Source organism: Paracoccus haeundaensis, assembly GCF_006239215.1.
GTDB classification, from domain to species: Bacteria; Pseudomonadota; Alphaproteobacteria; order Rhodobacterales; family Rhodobacteraceae; genus Paracoccus; species Paracoccus marcusii.
This window is the reverse complement of the sequence record NZ_VDDC01000011.1, coordinates 108088-126395: the sequence shown is the minus strand read 5'-3', so window position 1 is coordinate 126395 and position 18308 is coordinate 108088. Positions and strand designations below refer to the sequence as shown.

Below are 18308 nucleotides of genomic sequence, written 5' to 3'. Positions count from 1 at the left end.
ACGCCCTGTTTCCCCCGCCCGCGCGACAGGCTAGAACCGGGGCATGAACACGCGCCTGATCGCCACCGAGACCCTGACCGCAGCCCTGGCCCGGATGCTGGCCGCCCAGATCGCGCCCCCGGCGGCGATCCTGCTGGACGGTCCGGTGGGCGCGGGCAAGACGCATTTCGCCCGCGCCTTCATCCGCGCCCGCCAGGGCGATGCGGCCGAGGACGTGCCCAGCCCCACCTTCACACTGGTCCAGACCTATGACGACCCGATGGGCACGCAGATCTGGCATGCCGACCTGTACCGCCTGACCGACCCGTCCGAGTTGACCGAACTGGGCCTGGACGAGGCGATGGAGGACGCGATCTGCCTGATCGAATGGCCCGACCGGCTGGACCACGTCCCGCCCGGCGCCATCACCATCGCGATCGGCGCAGACCCGGACCCCGACCTGCGCCGCATCGACATGGCGTTCCCCGGCGCGGACCGTCTGGCGGCGCGGGCGACATTCGTCGTCGCGGCGGGGCATGGCGACGCGCGGGTGCTGCCCCTGGCGGGCGATGCCTCGGCCAGGCGGTATTTCCGGCTGCCGGGGGTGGGCGTGCTGATGGACGACCCGTCGGGGTCCGTGGGGCCGTTCCTGACGATGACCGACTGGCTGCGCGGCCACGGGTTCGGCGCACCCAGGGTTCTGGCGCAGGACGCCGATCAGGGGTTCCTGCTGCTGGAGGATCTGGGCGACGATCTGGTGGCCCGCGTGCTGGCCGACAGGCCCGATCTGGGTCAGCAGATCCATGACCGCATCACCGACCTGCTAGTCGACCTGCACCGCCAGCGGGTCCCCACTTTCGTGGCGCCGCTGGACGGTGCGGCGATGGGCGATCTGGCGGCGCTGTTCGTCGATTATTATCCGGGGGCCGACCTGCCGGACCTGGCTACGCTGATCGCCGATCTGCACGACCGCCTGTGCGGCGATCTGCCCCCCGCCATCAGCCTGCGCGATTTCCATGCCGAGAACCTGGTCTGGCGCGGCGACGCGCCCCTGGGCCTGCTGGACTATCAGGACGCGGTGGCCGCGCATCCGGCCTATGACCTGGTATCCGCCCTGCAGGACGCGCGCCGCGACGTGGACCCGACCACGGAACAGGCACAGATCGCCCGCTATCTGGCCGCGACCGGCTTGGCCGAGGCCCCATTCCGCGCGGCCTATGCCTTGATCGGCGCACAGCGGGCGCTGCGCATCCTGGGTGTCTTTGCCCGGCTGGCGATCCGGGACGGCAAGCCGCGCTATCTGGCCTTCATGCCGCGGGTCTGGGCGCATCTGCAGCGCGACCTGGCGCATCCGGCGCTGGCGCCTCTGCGCGCCATGCTGGCGAACGTGCCCGCCCCCGACGCCGCCCTGCGCGAAAGGATCGCCCGATGCCGTCCCTGATGATCTTTGCCGCGGGCCTGGGCACGCGGATGCGTCCGCTGACCGACGACCGGCCGAAACCGTTGATCCAGGTTGCGGGCCGCACCCTGCTGGACCGCGCGGTGGACCTGGGCCGCGACGCGGGCGCCGCACCCATCGTGGTCAACACGCATTACCTGGGCGATCAGATCGAACGGCACCTGGCCGGTCAGGAGGTCGCGATCAGCGCCGAGCCGGACCTGATCCTGGACACCGGCGGCGGGCTGCGCCAGGCGCTGCCCCTGCTGGGACCGGGGCCGGTGATGACGCTGAACCCCGACGTGGTCTGGACCGGGCCGAACGTCCTGTCGGCGCTGATGGCGGCGTGGGACGACCGCATGGACGCGCTGCTGGCGCTGGTGCCGCTGGCGCAGGCCACGGCGCGGCAGGGGGCGGGCGATTTCAGCCTGGATGGCGGACGCCTGCGCCGGCGGGGCGACTATGTCTATGCGGGCGCCCAGATCATCCGCACCGACCGGCTGGCCGAAATCGGCGATGCAGTGTTTTCGCTGAACCGCCTGTGGGATCTGATGATCGCGGGCGGGCGCGCGCATGGGCTGATCCATCCCGGCGGCTGGTGCGACGTGGGCTATCCCGCCGCCATCCCCCTGGCCGAGGCGCTGCTGGATGGCTGAGATGCGCGGTCTTTACGCGCTGCCCCCCGGCGTGGATTTTGCCGACGCCTTCGTGCGGGGCCTGCTGGAGCGGATGGCGGACCAGCCGCCCGAGGCGCTGGCCGGGGTCACCGTCTTCGTCAACGCCGCGTCCACGCGCGGGGCGCTGTATCGGGCCTTCGACAGGGCGGGGCCGCTGCTGCTGCCGCAGATCCGGTCGATCACCGGGGTCGATCCGGGGCCCCTGGTCATGCCGGACCCGCCGGTGCCGCCCTTGGCGCGGCGGCTGGAACTGGCGCGGCTGATCGCGCAGATGCTGGCCCTGCGTCCCGATCTGGGGGCGGGTCATTCGATCCCGGTGCTGGCGCAGTCCCTGTCCCAGCTGATGGTCGAGATGCAGACCGAAGGCCGCGACCTGTCCGACCTGGAGGCGATCGACACCGGCGATCATGCCAGGCACTGGCAGAACGCGCTGGCCTTCCTGCGCATCGCGGCCCAGTTCCACTTGGGCGACCCGTCCCAGGACCGCCCTGCCCGCCAGCGCGCTGCGGCCGAGGCCGCCGCCCGCGACTGGCCGCAGGGCATCGATCTGCCGCAGGGCCCGGTAATCGTCGCAGGGTCGACCGGATCGCACGGGGCGACGCGGTTGTACATGCAGGCGGTCGCGGCGCTGCCCAATGGCGCGGTGGTGCTGCCCGGTTTCGATTTCGACCAGCCCGCCCCGGTCTGGGACGGGCTGGAGCGTGCCGACGATCATCCGCAGGCGCGGTTCGCGCCGCTGATCGCGGAGGCGGGCTATCCGCAGCGCTGGACCGCGGTGCGGCCGCCATCGGACGGGCGCAACCGGCTGATCTCTCTGGCGCTGCGGCCCGCGCCGGTCACCGACCAGTGGATTGCCGAGGGCCCTGCCCTGCCCGACCTGATCGCCGCCACCGCGGATCTGACCCTGATCGAGGCCGACCAGCCCGGCCAGGAGGCCGAGACCATCGCCCTGATCATGCGCGACGCGGCCGAACGCGGCGGCGAACAGGTCACGCTGATCGCGGCCGACAGCGGCCTGATCCGGCGCGTCACCGCGGCGCTGGACCGTTGGCACATCCGCCCCGACGACAGTGCGGGCCGGCCCCTGCCGCTGACCGCGCCGGGCCTGTTCCTGCGCCAGGTGGCCGCGCTGTTCGGTCAGCCGCTGACCATCGACCGGCTGCTGATCCTGCTGAAGCATCCGCTGACCGCGACCGGATCGACCGCGATCGGGCGCAACGACATGCTGCGCGAGACGCGCGAGCTGGAACTGCAGCTGCGCCGGAACGGCCCGGCCTTTCCCGATGCCGCCGCGCTGGCCGATTGGGCGACCAAGGGCGACGGCACGCGCAAGATCTGGGCGGAATGGCTGGCCGCGATGCTGTCGCGCATCACCGCCGTGGCTCGCGACCGGGCACCGCGGCCCCTGCCCCATCGGCTGGCCGACCTGCTGGACCTGGCCCAGGCCCTGGCGGCGGGACCGGATGGCGATGCGGAACGCTCTCAGCTGTGGCAGGACAAGGCCGGGCAGATGGCCCGCGCGGTGCTGGACCATCTGGTGGAACACGCGGCGCTTGGCCCCGACATCGGCCCGGGCGACTTCAGCGCGCTGCTGGTCACCGAACTGCAGGCCAAGGCGGTGCGCGACGATGTCGAGGCGCATCACTGCCTGCGCATCCACGGCCCGCGCGAGGCGCGCCTGCACGGCCACGGCACCGTGATCCTGTCCGGCCTGAACGAAGGGGGCTGGCCGCAGGCCCTGTCGCCCGACCCCTGGCTGTCGCGCCAGATGCGTGCCGCCGCGGGCCTGCCCTTGCCCGAACGCCAGATCGGGCTGGCGGCGCACGACTTTCAGCAGGCCGTCGCCGCCGACCGGGTCTATCTGACCCGCGCGAAACGCGATGCCGAGGCGGAGACCATCCCGTCGCGCTGGCTGAACCGGATGCTGAACCTGATGGGCGGGCTGCCGGATCGCGGCGGTCCAGAGGCGCTGGCCCGGATGCGGGCGCGCGGCGCGGAATGGCTGGCCCTGGCGCAGGCCGTGGCGCGGCCCCCCGCCCCGGTACCCCCGGCGGCGCGCCCCTCGCCCATCCCGCCGCTGCCCCTGTTCCCGGACCTGCCGGTGACGGACGTGTCGCTGCTGATCCGCGACCCCTATGCGGTCTATGCCAAGCGCGTGCTGGGCCTGCGCGCGCTGCCGCCGCTGCGCCCGCAGCCCGACGCGTCGCTGCGCGGCCAGACCCTGCATGCCATCGTCGAGGCGCTGCTGCACAGCCGTCCCACCCCCGACACCCCGCCCGAGGTTCTCAGGGACCGGTTCCTGGCGCTGACCGACCGGGTGCTGGCGGACGAGGTGCCCTGGCCCGCCGCCCGCGCCTTCTGGTCGGCGCGCATCGCGCGGATCGCCGACCGCATCGTCGCGGACGAGCTGACCCGCCTGGCCGAGGGGCGGCCGATGGTCGTGGAGCATCGCGGCAAGGTGCCCGTGGCGGACCTGGGCATCACCCTGACCGCCAAGCCCGACCGGATCGACCTGCTGACCGACAACCGCGTCGTGGTCTATGACTACAAGTCCGGCACGCCGCCGACCGACGCGATGATCCGCCATTTCGACAAGCAGCTGATGCTGGAGGCCGCGATGGCGCGCCGCGGCGGGTTCGACGCGCTTGGCCCTGTGGACGTGGCGGGCCTGCGCTACATCCAGCTGGGCGGAGAGGGCAAGACCCACCCGCGCGAGCATGACGACCTGATCGAGGCCGAGACCTGGGACGGCTTCGTCCGCCTGCTGCGGTCCTATGTGACCGGAGAGGCCGGGTTCACCGCGATGCGTGCGCCCCAAAGCACGTCCTATGCGGGCGATTACGATCACCTGGCGCGGTACGGCGAATGGGCGCTGACCGATGCCGCGGCGCCGCGAAAGGTGGGCGATCATCATGGATGAGGCGACGCTGAACCAGATCGCGGCGGCCGATCCGCTGCGCTCGACCTGGCTGACGGCCAATGCCGGGTCGGGCAAGACCCGCGTGCTGACCGACCGGGTCGCGCGGCTGCTGTTGGCGGGGACGCCGCCCGAACGCATCCTGTGCCTGACCTATACCAAGGCCGCCGCGACCGAGATGCAGAACCGCCTGCTGGCGCGGCTTGGCACCTGGGCGATGCTGCCCGAATCCGCCCTGCGTGCCGAACTGGCCCAGCTGGGCGAGGGGGGTGACCCCGACCTGCCCGCCGCGCGGCGCCTGTTCGCCCGCGCGATCGAGACGCCGGGCGGCCTCAAGGTGCAGACGATCCACAGCTTTTGCGCTGCCGTCCTGCGCCGCTTTCCGCTGGAAGCCGGGGTGCCGATGGGGTTCGCGGAACTGGACGACCGCAGCGCCCGCGCCATGCGCGCCGAGATCATCGAGGCGATGGCCGAGGAATCCCACCCCGCCATCGCGGACCTGACCCGCCTTCAGGGGGGCGACGACCTGGACGGGTTCCTGGCCGGGCTGTCCCTGGCCGATTACGCGGACGCCCCCGACGCGGCGGCGATCTGGGCCGCGCTGGACCTGCCCCCCGGCCTGACGGCGGACAGCCTGCTGGCCGGGGTCTTCACCGGCGGCGAAGGTGATCTGGCCGATGCGATGATTCCGCCGCTGCGGGGCAGTTCCGCCAATGACGTCAAGCTGGCCGAGGCGCTGGCGCAGGTGAACTGGCGCGATCCCGGCATGGACGACCTGTCCCGCCTGTTCGGGTGCCTGCTGTTCGGCGGCAGCGCCAAGGTGCCGTTCGGCGCCAAGACCGGCAAGATCCCGACCAAGGCCATGGCCACCGGCCCCTGCGCCCCCTTCATGGACGATCTGGACGCCCTGATGGAGCGGGTCGAACTGGCCCGCCCGCAGGCGCTGGCCCTGGCGGCGGCGGAACGCACGCTGGCGCTGCACCGGTTCGGGCATGCCTTCGCGGCGCGCATGAACGCGGCCAAGGCGGCGCAGGGCTGGCTGGATTTCGACGACCTGATCGGCCGCACCGCCGCGCTGCTGGAGGAATCCAGCATGGCGCAATGGGTGCTGTGGCGTCTGGACGGCGGCATCGACCATATCCTGGTCGACGAGGCGCAGGACACAAGCCCTGGCCAGTGGCGGGTGATCCGCCGCCTGACCGACGAATTCACCAGCGGCGCCGGCGCACATGACCGGCCCCGCACGCTGTTCGTGGTGGGCGATCCGAAACAGTCGATCTATTCGTTCCAGGGTGCCGACATCACCGTGTTCGAGGCGATGCGCGACCGCTTCGCCGCCGATTTCCAGGCCGTGCAGGCGCCCATGCAGCAGCGCGGGTTGGCCCACAGCTTTCGGTCGTCGCCCGCCGTGCTGGCGCTGGTCGACGCGGTGTTCCAGGGAGAGGCCGCGACGGGCCTGGGCGATCCGCCACGGCACGTGGCCTTCAAGGCGGCCCTGCCCGGCCGCGTGGACATCTGGCCCGCGCTGCCCAAGCCCGACAAGACCGACCCCGAGGACTGGACCCGCCCGGTCGATGCGCCGTCCGAAAACGACGCCGACACGCAGCTGGCCCGCCATGTCGCGATCCAGATCCGTGCGATGCTGGGCAGTCCCATCATCGACGCGAAATCGGGCCAGCCGCGGCCCCTGCATGCGGGCGACATCCAGATCCTGGTCCAGCGGCGCGGCACGCTGTTCGCGGCGCTGATCGCGGCGCTGAAATCGGCGGGCCTGCCGGTGGCGGGGGCCGACCGCCTGCGCCTGGCGGGCGAGCTGGCCGTGCGCGACATCATCGCCACCCTGTCGGTGCTGGCCACGCCCGAGGACGACCTGTCGCTGGCGGCCGCGCTGCGCTCTCCGCTGTTCGGGCTGTCCGAAGACGACCTGTACCGCCTGGCCCATGGCCGACGGTCGCGCGAATACCTGTGGATGCGCCTGCGCGAATCGTCCCACGTGGACGCACAGGCGGTGCTGAACGACCTGGCCGGACAGGCCGACTATCTGCGCCCGCACGACCTGATCGCCCGGCTGCTGACCCGCCATGGCGGCCGCGCCGCCCTGTTGGCCCGCCTTGGTCCCGAGGCCGTGGACGGCATCGACGAGCTGATGTCCCAGGCCCTGGCCTATGAGCAGGTGGAAACCCCGTCCCTGACCGGCTTTCTGGTCTGGCTGGCCCAGGACGAGGTCGAGGTGAAGCGACAGTTGCCCGGTGGCGCGGGCGGTCTGATCCGGGTGATGACGGTGCACGGGTCGAAGGGCCTGGAAAGCCCCGTGGTGATCCTGCCCGAAACCCAGGTCCGCAAGCCCAACAACCGCCAGGCGCTGGTGCGTCTGGACGACATGCCGGTCTGGCGCGGCGCCGCGCCCGAACGCTGCGACGCGGTCGCGATGGCCGTCGCCGAATGGCAGCGGCGGCAGGAGGAGGAGCGGCGGCGCCTGCTGTATGTCGCGATGACGCGGGCCGAAAGCTGGCTGATCGTGGCCGCAGCTGGCGACACGGGCGAGGGGCTGGACAGCTGGCACGCGATGGTCGCCGAAGGCGCGGGCCGCACCGCGCTGACGCGTCAGGACCTGCCGATCGAAGGCGTCGGCACCGGGCTGCGCCTGTCCTGGGGCGACTGGCCGGCAGAGGCCGAAAGCCCAGCCCCCGATGCGGCCGTGCCGGTCGCGGCGCCGGACTGGGCGCTGCGGATGGCCCCGCCCGCGCCTGACTTCGTAGGCCCGGTGACGGCCAGCGGGCTGGGCGGCGCCAAGGTGCTGGCCGGAACCAGCGCGGGCGACCGCGACGCCGCGATGCTGCGCGGCACGCGGCTGCACCTGCTGCTGGAGCATCTGCCCGCCCATCCCGCATCCGGCTGGCCGCGCATCGCCCGTGCGATCCTGTCGGGGGCCGAAGGCGGCCTGCCCGACGCCCCCGACATGGCCGACCTGCTGGACGAGGCCCACGCGGTCCTGTCCGCGCCGGCCCTGACGCAGGTTCTGCAGCCCGGAGAGGGCGCCCGCATCCTGTCCGAGGTCGCGCTGACCGCGCCCGTCGCAGGCCTGGGGACGCTGAACGGGGTGATCGACCGGCTGGTGGTGACCGACGCGCTGATCACGGCCGTCGACTACAAGACCAATGCCGACGTGCCACAGGATGCCGATGCCGTGCCGGAGGGCATCCTGCGGCAGATGGCGGCCTATCGCACGGCGCTGCGGGGCATCTGGCCGGACCGCCCGATCCGCATGGCGGTGCTGTGGACGGCGACGCGCAGCCTGATGACGCTGCCCGATGCGCTGCTGGACCGGGTGATGGCGGGGTTGGTCAAGGCGACCCCTGCCCCTTGACCCGTCCCCATGCGGCCCATACCTGTTGGACAGAACCCGACCTGCCGGCCCGTCCGGCCCATCCCCAAAAGGAGCCCGAACATGGCCACCGTGCATGTGAACGACGCTGAATTCGACGCCGAAGTGCGTCAGGCCGACACCCCCGTGATCGTCGATTTCTGGGCCGAATGGTGCGGTCCGTGCAAGCAGATCGGCCCCGCCCTGGAAGAGCTGTCCGACGAATACGCGGGCAAGGTCAAGATCGTGAAGATCAACGTCGACGAGAACCCCGAACAGGCCGCGGCCCTGGGCGTGCGCGGCATCCCCGCGCTGTTCATGTTCAAGGGCGGAGAGGTTGTGTCGAACCGCATGGGCGCCGCTCCCAAGGCCGCGCTGAAAAGCTGGATCGACGAATCCGTCTGATTCTGACTGATTTGTGCGAAAGGCGGCGGCCCCTCAGACGGGCCAGCCGCCTTTTTTCATGGCCGCCAGCAGGCGGTCGTCGGCATCGGGCGCCATCATGTCCAGGCTGGTGCGGCGCAGGAACCAGTCCAGGAACTTCGCGGTCGGGGGTGCGTGGTCCGCCGCCATCGCCACGGCGCGGTCGGCGCCCAGGTGCCCCGCGTCCAGCGTGACGTGATGATAATCCGACAAGGCAAACAGCACGACCGGCTTGCCCAGGATCAGCCCGTCGAAGCCCACCCCGCTGTTCTGGGTCACGACGAAGGCGCAGTCGCGCAGGCGCGCGCCCGTGTCGCCGCCAATGGTCAGGTTCGGATGATCGCGGGCCAGGCGGTCCAAGGCCGCGCGGTCGGCATCGTCATAGACCTCCTTGGGGTGCAGGGTCGCGATGCAGGGCCGGCCCGTGCGGGCGGCGGCGCGGATCATCTGGACGGGGCTGGCCGACTGAAAGCTGCGCTGGCGGCGGATGTGGCCCTGCAGCGGGATCAGGATGTGATCGCCTCGCACCGGCTCCGGTCCCGGCAGCACGCGGTCGCGCAGGCGGCGGGCAAAGTTGTGCGCGGCACCGTCCTCGATCCGGGCGGGATCGAACGCGGCCTGCGCGATAGGCCAGCGCCAGCGTTCGGCCACCCGCTCCAGCCGCCAGTAGGGATAGTGATAGGCGAGGCGAAAGGTCAGCGCGCGGTCATGGGTCGGACGTTCCATGTTGAACAGCGCATGGCCGGGGCGGTCGGGCGCCTGCGCGCGCGCATCGGGGCCGGACCGCTCGATGCGGATCTGCCAGCCCCGGGGTTCCAGCAGCGCGCGGATGCGGTTCAGGATGCCCAGCTTGCCCGCCTGCGCGGTCTGCAGGACGGGCGGATGCAGATATACGGTCAGCAGCAGATCGCTCATGGCGCGACGCTAGGGGGGGACCGGACGGTTTTCAACGGGTTGCAAGCCGGGCGGGGCGTCCATATCTGCTGCCCCAACGCAGACAGAACGGAGCGCGCAATGGCTGATGACAAGTTTCCCGGCTGGCATGGCACCACGATCCTGGCGGTCCGCCGGGGCGGCAAGGTGGTCGTCGCGGGCGATGGGCAGGTCAGCGTCGGTCCGACCGTGATGAAGGGCAGCGCGCGCAAGGTGCGCCGCCTGACCCCCGGCGGGCGCGACGTGGTCGTGGGCTTTGCCGGATCGACCGCCGATGCCTTCACCCTGCTGGAACGGCTGGAGAAGAAGCTGGAGGCCGCGCCCGGTCAGCTGCAGCGCGCCTGCGTGGATCTGGCCAAGGATTGGCGCATGGACAAGTACCTGCGCAACCTGGAGGCCATGCTGATCGTGACCGACGGGACCGACCTGCTGGTGGTGACCGGTGCGGGCGACGTGCTGGAGCCCGAACATGATGTGGCGGCCATCGGGTCGGGCGGAAACTTTGCCCTGGCCGCGGCGCGGGGCCTGCTGGAGAGCGATCTGGATGCCGAGGCGATCGCGCGCAAGGCAATGCAGATCGCGGCCGACATCTGCGTCTATACCAACGGGCGTCTGACGGTCGAAACCATCGGTTGATGGGTATTTGGACAAAGAAGAAGGGGCGCGCGGTGCACGGCGCCGGACCCCGTGGAGAACGACATGAGTGACCTGACCCCCCGCGAGATCGTGTCCGAACTGGACCGGTTCATCATTGGGCAGAGCGATGCAAAGCGCGCTGTCGCCGTGGCCCTGCGCAACCGCTGGCGCCGCAAGCAGCTGGGCGACGACCTGCGCGACGAGGTGTATCCCAAGAACATCCTGATGATCGGACCGACCGGCGTCGGCAAGACCGAGATCAGCCGCCGCCTGGCCAAGCTGGCCAATGCGCCCTTCATCAAGGTGGAAGCGACCAAGTTCACCGAAGTGGGCTATGTCGGTCGCGATGTCGAACAGATCATCCGCGACCTGACGGACGCCGCCATGATCGACACGCGCGAGCGGATGCGCGAGGCGGTCAAGGCCCGTGCCCACAAGGCCGCCGAGGAGCGTGTCGTCGAGGCGCTGGCCGGCAAGGACGCCCGTGACGGCACCCGCCAGATGTTCCGCGACAAGCTGAAGCGCGGAGAGCTGGACGACACGGTGATCGAGCTGGAGGTGCAGGATAATTCCAACCCGCTTGGCGGGATGGAGGTGCCGGGCCAGCCGGGCCAGCCCTTGGGCGGGATGATGGATCTGTCGGGGCTGATGAAGGTCTTCGGCGGCCGCAAGGTGCGCCGCAAGGTGACGGTGGCGGAGAGCTATGAGCTGCTGATTGCCGAGGAGGCCGACAAGCTGTTGGACGACGACGCGGTCAAGGCGACCGCGCTGGAGGCCGTGCAGCAGAACGGCATCGTCTTCATCGACGAGATCGACAAGGTCTGCGCCCGTGCCGAGGCGCGCGGTGGCGATGTCAGCCGCGAGGGCGTCCAGCGCGACCTGCTGCCGCTGATCGAGGGCACGACGGTCAGCACGAAATACGGCGCGGTCAAGACGGACCATATCCTGTTCATCGCCTCGGGTGCGTTCCATGTGGCCAAGCCGTCGGACCTGCTGCCCGAGTTGCAGGGCCGCCTGCCGATCCGGGTCGAACTGCGCGCCCTGACCGAGGAGGATTTCATCCGCATCCTGACCGAGACCGACAACGCCCTGACGCGCCAGTACACCGCGCTGATGCAGACCGAGGGCGTGACCGTCGATTTCACCCAGGACGGCATCGCGTCCCTGGCCCGCATCGCGGCCGAGGTGAACGCATCCGTGGAGAACATCGGGGCACGCCGGTTGTACACCGTGATCGAGCGGGTGTTCGAGGAGCTGTCCTTCACCGCCCCGGACCGCAGCGGCCAGTCGGTCAGCGTCGATGCCGATTTCGTGGAACGCCATCTGGGCGATCTGTCGCGGTCGACCGACCTGTCGCGCTACGTGCTGTGAACGGGGGAACCTGCGGCCAGCCTGTGGTGTTGGCTGGCTGAACACAACAGGGGACGGATCACATGGGTTGGCTTTTCAGCGTCATCATCTTTGCACTGGATGTCTGGGCGATCGCGCAGATCATCAACACCAATGCCAGCAACAAGTCCAAGATCCTGTGGATCCTGCTGATCGTGATCCTGCCGGTGGTCGGCCTGATCATCTGGTACTTTGCCGGACCCAAGTCCAACGTCAGGCTTTGACGCGACCACACTGACCTGACGCCAGCGCCCCCCGATTTCGGGGGGCGTCCTTCATTGCGGCCTGCGCAGATAGACGTAATAGGCGCCGTCGCCGCCATGACGGAAATGCGCGGCCGTCACCTGCTGGACCACCGCCGCCAGGGGAGGGCTGTGCAGCCAATAGGGCACTTGATGGCGCAGCGCGCCGGGCCGCGTCGGCAGCGGGCCGTGATCGCCCCGCCCCTTGCCCGTGATGACCAGCACCAGCCGCAGCCCTGACGCATGGCAGGACAGGATGAACCGCAGCAGTTCCGGTCCCGCCGCGGCCAGCGTCAGCCCGTGCAGGTCCAGGCGGGCCTCGGGGCGCAGCTTGCCCTGGCTCATCTTGCGATGGGTGCGGGCATCCATCCGCAGCCCGGCTTGGGCCAGCCGTTCGGCCGGGGTCTGAGGGCGCGCGACGACGGGGGTGGCGGGCTTGGCCGCCTGACCGATGCGGAACCGGGGCATCGCCTGCGGCTGCGGCGGTGCGGCGGCCGGGGCGACCGCGGGCGGTGCGACGAATGCGGAAAAGGCCGCCAGATCGGCGGCCTGTCCTTTGCGCTTGGGGTCAAGCGGCTCTGCGGTTCGGGCGACGCGGGACCACAGGTCCCGGTCTTCGGGCGTCAGGCCCCTGCGCCGGCGCATCAGCTTGTCGCGACAAGCTGCCAGTTCGGATCGTCCTGGCCCATGCGGCGCGCAAAGGTCCAGGTGTCCTTCTGCTTGCGCGAAGCCTTGGGATCGCCATCGATCACCGTGCCGTCGGCGTCGCGGGTCGCGGCGATCAGCTCTCCGACGAATCGGATCGAGATCTCGGCCAGACCGGTCGCGGGGTCGAACTCGGCCGCGGCCAGCTTGGTGTCGCGGGTACCCAGATAGGTCGCCTCGACCGTCTGGCCGTTGGCCACGCGCTGGTCGATCACCGACTGGAACGCCTCTGCCACGGGATCGGACAGGAACGGGCGCACCTCGGTCAGATCGCCCCGTTCGAAGGCCATCAGGATCATCTCATAGGCGCTGCGGGCACCGCCCAGGAAATCGCGCAGCCCGAACGACGGTTCGACCCGTTTCATCGCGGCCAACGCCTTGGCCGCGGCACCGCCGGCCTCGGCATGGTCCAGGATGTCGTGATCGACCTCGTCGGCAGACCCCTCGATCACCTCGAAACGGGCGGGCGTGGTGCTGGCCGTCGGCTGGTCGACCTGCGGCGGCTCAAAGCCGTCACGCGTCCCCAGCACGTTTTTCAGCCGTAGGATCAGGAAGATCGCGATCCCGGCAAGGACGATCAGCTGAAGAAGCGGGTTGGACATGCAGGCAACCTCTGGGTCATAACGGGTCGTTGGTATCGGGCGGTCTGTGCATTATGTAGGGAGTGCCTTGGCGCAAGTCCAGTTTCCGCGCCGGCAGGAAGGGGAATTCACATGCGGCTGATCGCCATGTTTCTGGTGGTGCCGATCATCGAGATCGCGCTGTTCATCCAGGTCGGGGGCCTGATCGGCCTGTGGCCCACGCTGGCGCTGGTGCTGCTGTCGGCGGTGGCCGGCGTCGCCATCATGCGCAGCCAGGGTGCGCGGGCCGGCATGCAGATCCAGCGCAGCCTGGCCGAGATGCGCGATCCGTCACGCCCGCTGGCGCATGGCGCGATGATCATCGCCGCGGGCCTGCTGCTGCTGCTGCCGGGGTTCTTCAGCGATGCCTTGGGTCTGCTGCTGTTGATCCCCGCGGTCCGGACGATGCTGATGGCGCAGCTTGCGCGCCGCGTGCGGGCATCACGGGTCCAGATGCATGCTGCGACGATGCGCCGCGACCCGCATCGCCCGCCCTATGACAAGGGCGTGATCGACGGCGAATTCGTCGTGGCAGACGAGGACGACCGCCGTCCGCCCGTCGATCTGCCGCTGGACACCGACGACACGGGCCCTTCGCGGCCGGGACGCGGGTCGGGCTGGACCCGGCATTGAGGGCAGGCGGCCGGCCTGCTACAAGCTGGGACAAATCCGCATCACAAAGGTAGGACCATGGCCGAAGAAACCCCGCAGAACGGCGCACAGCCCGCAGCAGCGGCACAGCCGCGCATGCAGATCATGGCACAGTTCATCCGCGACCTGTCCTTTGAGAACGCCGTGGCCCAGAAGGGCGCACCCCAGGGCGAGGTCCAGCCCGAGATCACCGTCCAGGTCAGCCTGGACGCCCGCAAGCGCGGCAGCGACACCCAGTTCGAGGTGATCACCAAGTACCGCGTCACCTCGACCAACAAGGGCGACGGCGCGACGCTGTTCCTGGCAGAGCTGGACTATGGCGGGGTGTTCCAGATCGAGGGCGTGCCGCAGGATCAGCTGCACCCCTTCCTGATGATCGAATGCCCGCGGATGCTGTTCCCCTATGTGCGTCGCATCATCTCGGACATGACCCGCGACGGGGGATTCCCGGCGTTCAACATGGACCCGGTCGATTTCGTGGCGCTGTATCGCCAGGAACTGGCGCGCCGCGCCCAGACCGCGCAGGCGGCACCCGCCGATCAGCGCCTGTCCTGAAGGCCCGATGGCCAAGCCCGCATCGCGTGCCTGGCAGCGGATGCTGTCGGGCCGCAGGCTGGACCTGCTGGACCCGACGCCCTTCGACATTGAGATCGAGGACATCGCCCACGGTCTGGCCTTCGTCGCGCGCTGGAACGGCCAGACGCGCGGCGACTGGCCCTATTCGGTGGCCGAACATTCGCTGCTGGTGGAACAGATCTTCGACGGGCTGAACCCCGGCGGCGATCCCTGTTGGCGGCTGGCGGCCCTGCTGCATGATGCGCCGGAATACGTGATCGGGGACATGATCTCTCCGGTCAAGGCGGCATTGGGGCGGGAATACAGGGCGATGGATGAACGGCTGGCCTCGGCCATCCACCGTCGGTTCGGCCTGCCCGCGACGCTGCCCGTGGCGGTCAAGCGGCGCATCAAGGCCGCCGACCGCGTGTCCGCCCGCCTGGAGGCCGTGACCATCGCAGGCTTTGCCCTGCCCGAGGCGCGGCGTCTTTTCCCCGTCCCCGAGGCGCAGATGCTGCCAGACCTGCAGATCACCCTGCGCCCGCCCGCCCAGACACGGGCCGCGTATCTTGAACAGTTCGCACAGCTGATCGCCCTGATCGACAAGATACGCTGAAACGCAAAAGGGGGCCGCAAAGGCCCCCTGTCGATCACGTCGGCGATGCGTGGATCAGATCAGCAGATCGTCCAGCTCCTTACCGCTTTCCAGGCTTTCCTGCACCCAGCGCGGTTTGCGGCCGCGACCCGTCCAGGTCATCGTCGGGTCCTGCGGGTTGGCGTATTTCGGGGCGACGGTCCCGGACTTGCGCGTCTTGGCGCCGGTCAGCTCGGACAGGTTGAAGCCATGCTCGCGCGCGGCTTCCTCGATGGCCGTCAGGGCTTCGCGCCGCTTGCGGTCCTCATAGGAGTTGATCGCGCGATCCAGCTTAGTCCGCAGGTCGCGCATTTCCTTGAGGGACATGGTGTCGAAATCGATGCTCATTGGTTCCGGTTTCTATATAGGGAATGTTAATCCCCATCCAATATAGACCGTTTTTTTAAACGTTCAATATATTTAAATCGTCACCGTGGTCCGCGTTTTGCCAGAATACGCTGCAATGTCCGGCGATGCATATGCAATCGGCGCGCGGTTTCACTGACATTACGCTCGCATTGCTCATAGACGCGCTGAATATGTTCCCACCGCACGCGATCCGCGGACATCGGGTTTTCCGGTGGCGGCGGCAGCAATTCACCGCTGGAGAGCAATGCGGATGTCACGTCATTCGCGTCGGCAGGCTTTGCCAGATAATCTGTGGCACCCATCTTCACCGCGGCAACGGCCGTGGCGATGGCGCCGTATCCGGTCAGGACGATGATGCGGGCATCGGCGCGCCGTTCACGCAGCGCCTCGACCACGTCAAGGCCGTTCCCGTCCTCCAGACGCAGGTCCACGACCGCATAGGCGGGCGCACGACGTTCGATCAGGCGCATCGCACCGGCCACGGTCAGCGAGGTTTCCGGCTGAAACCCGCGCTTTTCCATCGCGCGCGCCAGGCGGGTCACGAAGATCTCGTCATCGTCGACCAGCAGCAGCGAGGCGTCGGGGCCGATTTGTGCGTTCAACTGATCCATCTGTTGGCCTTTTCACGGAATTTAACGGCAAATGGGAAGTCGCGCGGGCAATATCAAACCCCATGCGACAAACTGCCTTATGCAGAGGCATCGGCATAACAGGCGACGGTCTCGGCAATCTGTTCGGGGGTGGTTTCGCGGGAAAAGAATTCGACCGTCTTTCCGCCGGGCATCACCAGATAGGTATTTGTCATGTGATCGACCAGATAATATTCCTGATCCTCTTCGTCATTCAGCTTGAAGTAATTGCGCCAGCCCTTGTTTACGGCGGCAATCTCCTCGTCGCTGCCGGTCAGGCCGATCATGCGGTCGGAAAACAATTCGGTATAGTCCGCCAGAACCTTGGGGGTGTCGCGGCGGGGATCGACGGTGACAAAGACGGTCTGCACATCCTCTCCGGCCTCAGTCAGCAGGGCCTCGGCCTCGGCGTTGCGGGCGCTGTCCAGAGGGCAGACGTCGGGGCAGAAGGTATAGCCGAAATAGAGAAGCGTCGGCTTGTCGAAGACATCCTGGTCGGTGACACGCTGGCCGTCGTCGCGCGTCAGGGTGAAGGGTGTGCCAAAGGCGTCCATGCCCCCCGCGACGCTGCTGCTGCTGCATTGCGCGAACTGGTCGTCGCCCGGACGCATGGTCAGGAACAGCGCCCCGCCCGCCAGCACGCCGATGGCGGCCGCAGTGCCGATCAGCAGGATTTTCCGGTCCGTCATTGGCGGGCCTCCTTCGCGTGTCAAATGCCCGCATTGATCGTCCATCGGCGCGCGGGTATCAAGATCGGGCAATGTCGCAGCAAGGGTCGACGATGTCCACATCCACAGCCCCCGACGACATCGCCGATCCCGACCTGCACCAGGCCATGTCGCGGCCGATCGACACCCCCAAGGCCGAACCGATCCGCATGCGCACGCTGGTGCTGTTGCGCTGGTTCGCCATCGGCGGGCAGATGGCCGCGGTCATCGTCGCGTGGATGATGGGCATCGGCTTCGTCAAGACGCCGATCATCCTGCTGATCGCGGCATCGATCACCATGAACCTGTGGCTGTTTTTGCGCCCGCACAAACGGACCTCTCCGGGGCGCGCGGTGCGGCAGCTGTCCTTCGACCTGGTCCAGATCTCGACGCTGATGGCGCTGACCGGGGGGATGGCCAATCCCTTCGCGCTGCTGGTGCTGGCGCCGGTCACGATCGCGGCCGCCTCGCTGAACGCGCGGCAGGTGCTGGCCCTGGGGCTGGCCACGGTGGCGCTGATCTCGGTTGCGGCGGTCTTCGGGCTGCCGCTGCGCGATCCGGACGGCCAGATCCTGCGGATGGAGCCGATCCTGGCGGTCGGCCACTGGGTCGCGCTGGTCATCGGCGTGGTGTTCTTTGCGGGTTACGCGCATCGGGTGACGGCGGAACTGTCGGACACCTCGGGCGCGCTGTTCGCGACGCAAATGGCCCTGTCGCGCGAACAGCGTCTGCAGCATCTGGGCGGCGTCGTGGCGGCCGCCGCGCACGAGATGGGCACCCCCCTGGCCACCATAAAGCTGATTGCCGGCGAACTGGCGGACGAGTTGCGCGACCGCCCCGACCTGCATGCCGACGCCATCGCCCTGCGCGACAGCGCTGACCGCTGCGCGGCGATCCTGCGCAGCATGGGGCGCGCGGGCAAGGACGACCTGCACATGCGCGCGGCCCCGCTACGCGCCGTGCTGGAGGACGCCGCCCAGCCCCACATGGACCGCGGCCCCCTGATCGAGATCCATGCCGAAGGCCCGGTGATCCACCGCGATCCGGCCATCATCCACGCGCTGCGCAACCTGATCCAGAACGCCGTCGATTTTGCAGAAAGCCGCGTCGTGATCGAGACCCAGGTGACCCAGGGCGCGCTGGTCGTCACGGTGCGCGACGACGGACCGGGCTATCCGCCGCACCTGCTGTCGCGGATCGGCGACCCCTATCTGACCCGGCGCGCCGAGGCGCAGCGCGGCAGCTACGAAGGGATGGGCCTGGGCCTGTTCATTGCCAAGACCCTTCTGGAACGGTCGGGCGCGCGGCTGACCTTTGCCAATGGCGGGCCGGGTGCCATGGTGTCGGTGCGCTGGCCGCTGGACCGCATCCGCGCCCAGGACCGGATCGCGCTGGCCCACAATCCGACCTTCGACGCCTGAGTTTCTTAACGCCCTGTTA

18 protein-coding genes are annotated in these 18308 nt (G+C 69.2%); 12 read left to right on the top strand and 6 right to left on the bottom strand.

The genetic code is table 11. From position 1 onward, the window contains the following. Nucleotides 1-43: 43 nt before the first annotated feature. The 5 genes from tsaE (at nt 44) to trxA (ending at nt 8780) form a co-directional block, all read left to right on the top strand. Nucleotides 44-1420, top strand: a complete 1377-nt coding sequence (gene tsaE, locus FHD67_RS07145) for a tRNA (adenosine(37)-N6)-threonylcarbamoyltransferase complex ATPase subunit type 1 TsaE (RefSeq protein WP_046000495.1) — start codon at nt 44-46, stop codon at nt 1418-1420. Then, on the top strand, nt 1408-2073 hold the full coding sequence (locus FHD67_RS07140) for a nucleotidyltransferase family protein (protein WP_232303321.1): 666 nt from the start codon (nt 1408-1410) through the stop codon (nt 2071-2073). The genes tsaE and FHD67_RS07140 overlap by 13 nt, the downstream gene beginning before the upstream one ends. Beyond that, the gene (gene addB / locus FHD67_RS07135; protein WP_046000496.1) at nt 2066-5014 is read left to right on the top strand and encodes a double-strand break repair protein AddB; all 2949 of its coding nucleotides are present in this window, start codon (nt 2066-2068) and stop codon (nt 5012-5014) included. The genes FHD67_RS07140 and addB overlap by 8 nt, the downstream gene beginning before the upstream one ends. Next, the gene (gene addA, locus FHD67_RS07130; RefSeq protein WP_246071255.1) at nt 5007-8378 is read left to right on the top strand and encodes a double-strand break repair helicase AddA; all 3372 of its coding nucleotides are present in this window, start codon (nt 5007-5009) and stop codon (nt 8376-8378) included. The genes addB and addA overlap by 8 nt, the downstream gene beginning before the upstream one ends. Before the next feature lie 81 nt (nt 8379-8459). After that, nucleotides 8460-8780 carry a thioredoxin gene (trxA, locus tag FHD67_RS07125; protein ID WP_046000498.1) on the top strand — a complete coding sequence of 107 codons (321 nt, stop codon included), beginning with the start codon at nt 8460-8462 and terminating at the stop codon, nt 8778-8780. Nucleotides 8781-8813: 33 nt separating this feature from the next. Here trxA and FHD67_RS07120 read toward each other — a convergent pair whose 3' ends face one another. Continuing rightward, nucleotides 8814-9713 (bottom strand): hypothetical protein, encoded by a 900-nt coding sequence (locus FHD67_RS07120; protein ID WP_139598297.1) that lies wholly within the window; start codon nt 9711-9713, stop codon nt 8814-8816. Between the two features lie 99 nt (nt 9714-9812). Between FHD67_RS07120 and hslV the strand changes: the two genes are divergently transcribed. The 3 genes from hslV (at nt 9813) to FHD67_RS07105 (ending at nt 11980) form a co-directional block, all read left to right on the top strand. Further along, nucleotides 9813-10367 carry an ATP-dependent protease subunit HslV gene (hslV, locus tag FHD67_RS07115; RefSeq protein WP_046000500.1) on the top strand — a complete coding sequence of 185 codons (555 nt, stop codon included), beginning with the start codon at nt 9813-9815 and terminating at the stop codon, nt 10365-10367. 63 nt (nt 10368-10430) lie between these two features. Further along, a complete protein-coding gene (gene hslU / locus FHD67_RS07110; RefSeq protein WP_139598296.1) occupies nt 10431-11738 on the top strand; it encodes an ATP-dependent protease ATPase subunit HslU in 1308 nt (435 codons plus the stop codon). Between the two features lie 62 nt (nt 11739-11800). Next, nucleotides 11801-11980, top strand: coding sequence for a PLDc N-terminal domain-containing protein (locus FHD67_RS07105; RefSeq protein WP_045981940.1), 180 nt, complete (start codon nt 11801-11803; stop codon nt 11978-11980). A gap of 51 nt (nt 11981-12031) precedes the next feature. Here FHD67_RS07105 and FHD67_RS07100 read toward each other — a convergent pair whose 3' ends face one another. Together FHD67_RS07100 and FHD67_RS07095 are read right to left on the bottom strand one after the other, a co-directional pair. Further along, entirely contained in the window at nt 12032-12643 is a 612-nt protein-coding gene (locus FHD67_RS07100; RefSeq protein ID WP_046000501.1) for a Smr/MutS family protein, read from the bottom strand. Then, nucleotides 12643-13305, bottom strand: a complete 663-nt coding sequence (locus FHD67_RS07095) for a Tim44/TimA family putative adaptor protein (protein ID WP_046000502.1) — start codon at nt 13303-13305, stop codon at nt 12643-12645. Before FHD67_RS07095 ends, FHD67_RS07100 begins: the two co-directional genes overlap by 1 nt. A gap of 111 nt (nt 13306-13416) precedes the next feature. Here FHD67_RS07095 and FHD67_RS07090 point away from each other — a divergent pair, with 111 nt between their 5' ends. The 3 genes from FHD67_RS07090 to FHD67_RS07080 are packed head-to-tail and all read left to right on the top strand — an operon-like array spanning nt 13417 to nt 15145. Beyond that, nucleotides 13417-13956 carry an FxsA family protein gene (locus FHD67_RS07090; protein WP_139598295.1) on the top strand — a complete coding sequence of 180 codons (540 nt, stop codon included), beginning with the start codon at nt 13417-13419 and terminating at the stop codon, nt 13954-13956. Between the two features lie 57 nt (nt 13957-14013). Continuing rightward, entirely contained in the window at nt 14014-14529 is a 516-nt protein-coding gene (secB, locus tag FHD67_RS07085; RefSeq protein WP_045981936.1) for a protein-export chaperone SecB, read from the top strand. A gap of 7 nt (nt 14530-14536) precedes the next feature. Then, complete coding sequence (locus FHD67_RS07080) at nt 14537-15145, top strand: HD domain-containing protein (protein WP_139598294.1); 609 nt, start codon at nt 14537-14539, stop codon at nt 15143-15145. Between the two features lie 54 nt (nt 15146-15199). Here the strand turns inward: FHD67_RS07080 and FHD67_RS07075 are convergent, their stop codons facing one another. The 3 genes from FHD67_RS07075 to FHD67_RS07065 all read right to left on the bottom strand — a co-directional run bounded on the left by FHD67_RS07075 (nt 15200) and on the right by FHD67_RS07065 (nt 16850). Further along, nucleotides 15200-15511: an H-NS histone family protein gene (locus FHD67_RS07075; RefSeq protein ID WP_046000505.1), complete on the bottom strand. Its 312-nt coding sequence runs from the start codon at nt 15509-15511 to the stop codon at nt 15200-15202. An 80-nt stretch (nt 15512-15591) separates the two neighbouring features. After that, nucleotides 15592-16143 carry an ActR/PrrA/RegA family redox response regulator transcription factor gene (locus FHD67_RS07070; RefSeq protein WP_042252328.1) on the bottom strand — a complete coding sequence of 184 codons (552 nt, stop codon included), beginning with the start codon at nt 16141-16143 and terminating at the stop codon, nt 15592-15594. Nucleotides 16144-16220: 77 nt separating this feature from the next. After that, nucleotides 16221-16850, bottom strand: coding sequence for an SCO family protein (locus FHD67_RS07065; RefSeq protein ID WP_139598293.1), 630 nt, complete (start codon nt 16848-16850; stop codon nt 16221-16223). Between the two features lie 92 nt (nt 16851-16942). On the opposite strand from FHD67_RS07065, the gene FHD67_RS07060 reads away from it, so the two are divergent. Further along, nucleotides 16943-18289, top strand: a complete 1347-nt coding sequence (locus FHD67_RS07060) for an ActS/PrrB/RegB family redox-sensitive histidine kinase (RefSeq protein WP_232303323.1) — start codon at nt 16943-16945, stop codon at nt 18287-18289. The last annotated feature ends 19 nt before the right edge of the window (nt 18290-18308 follow it).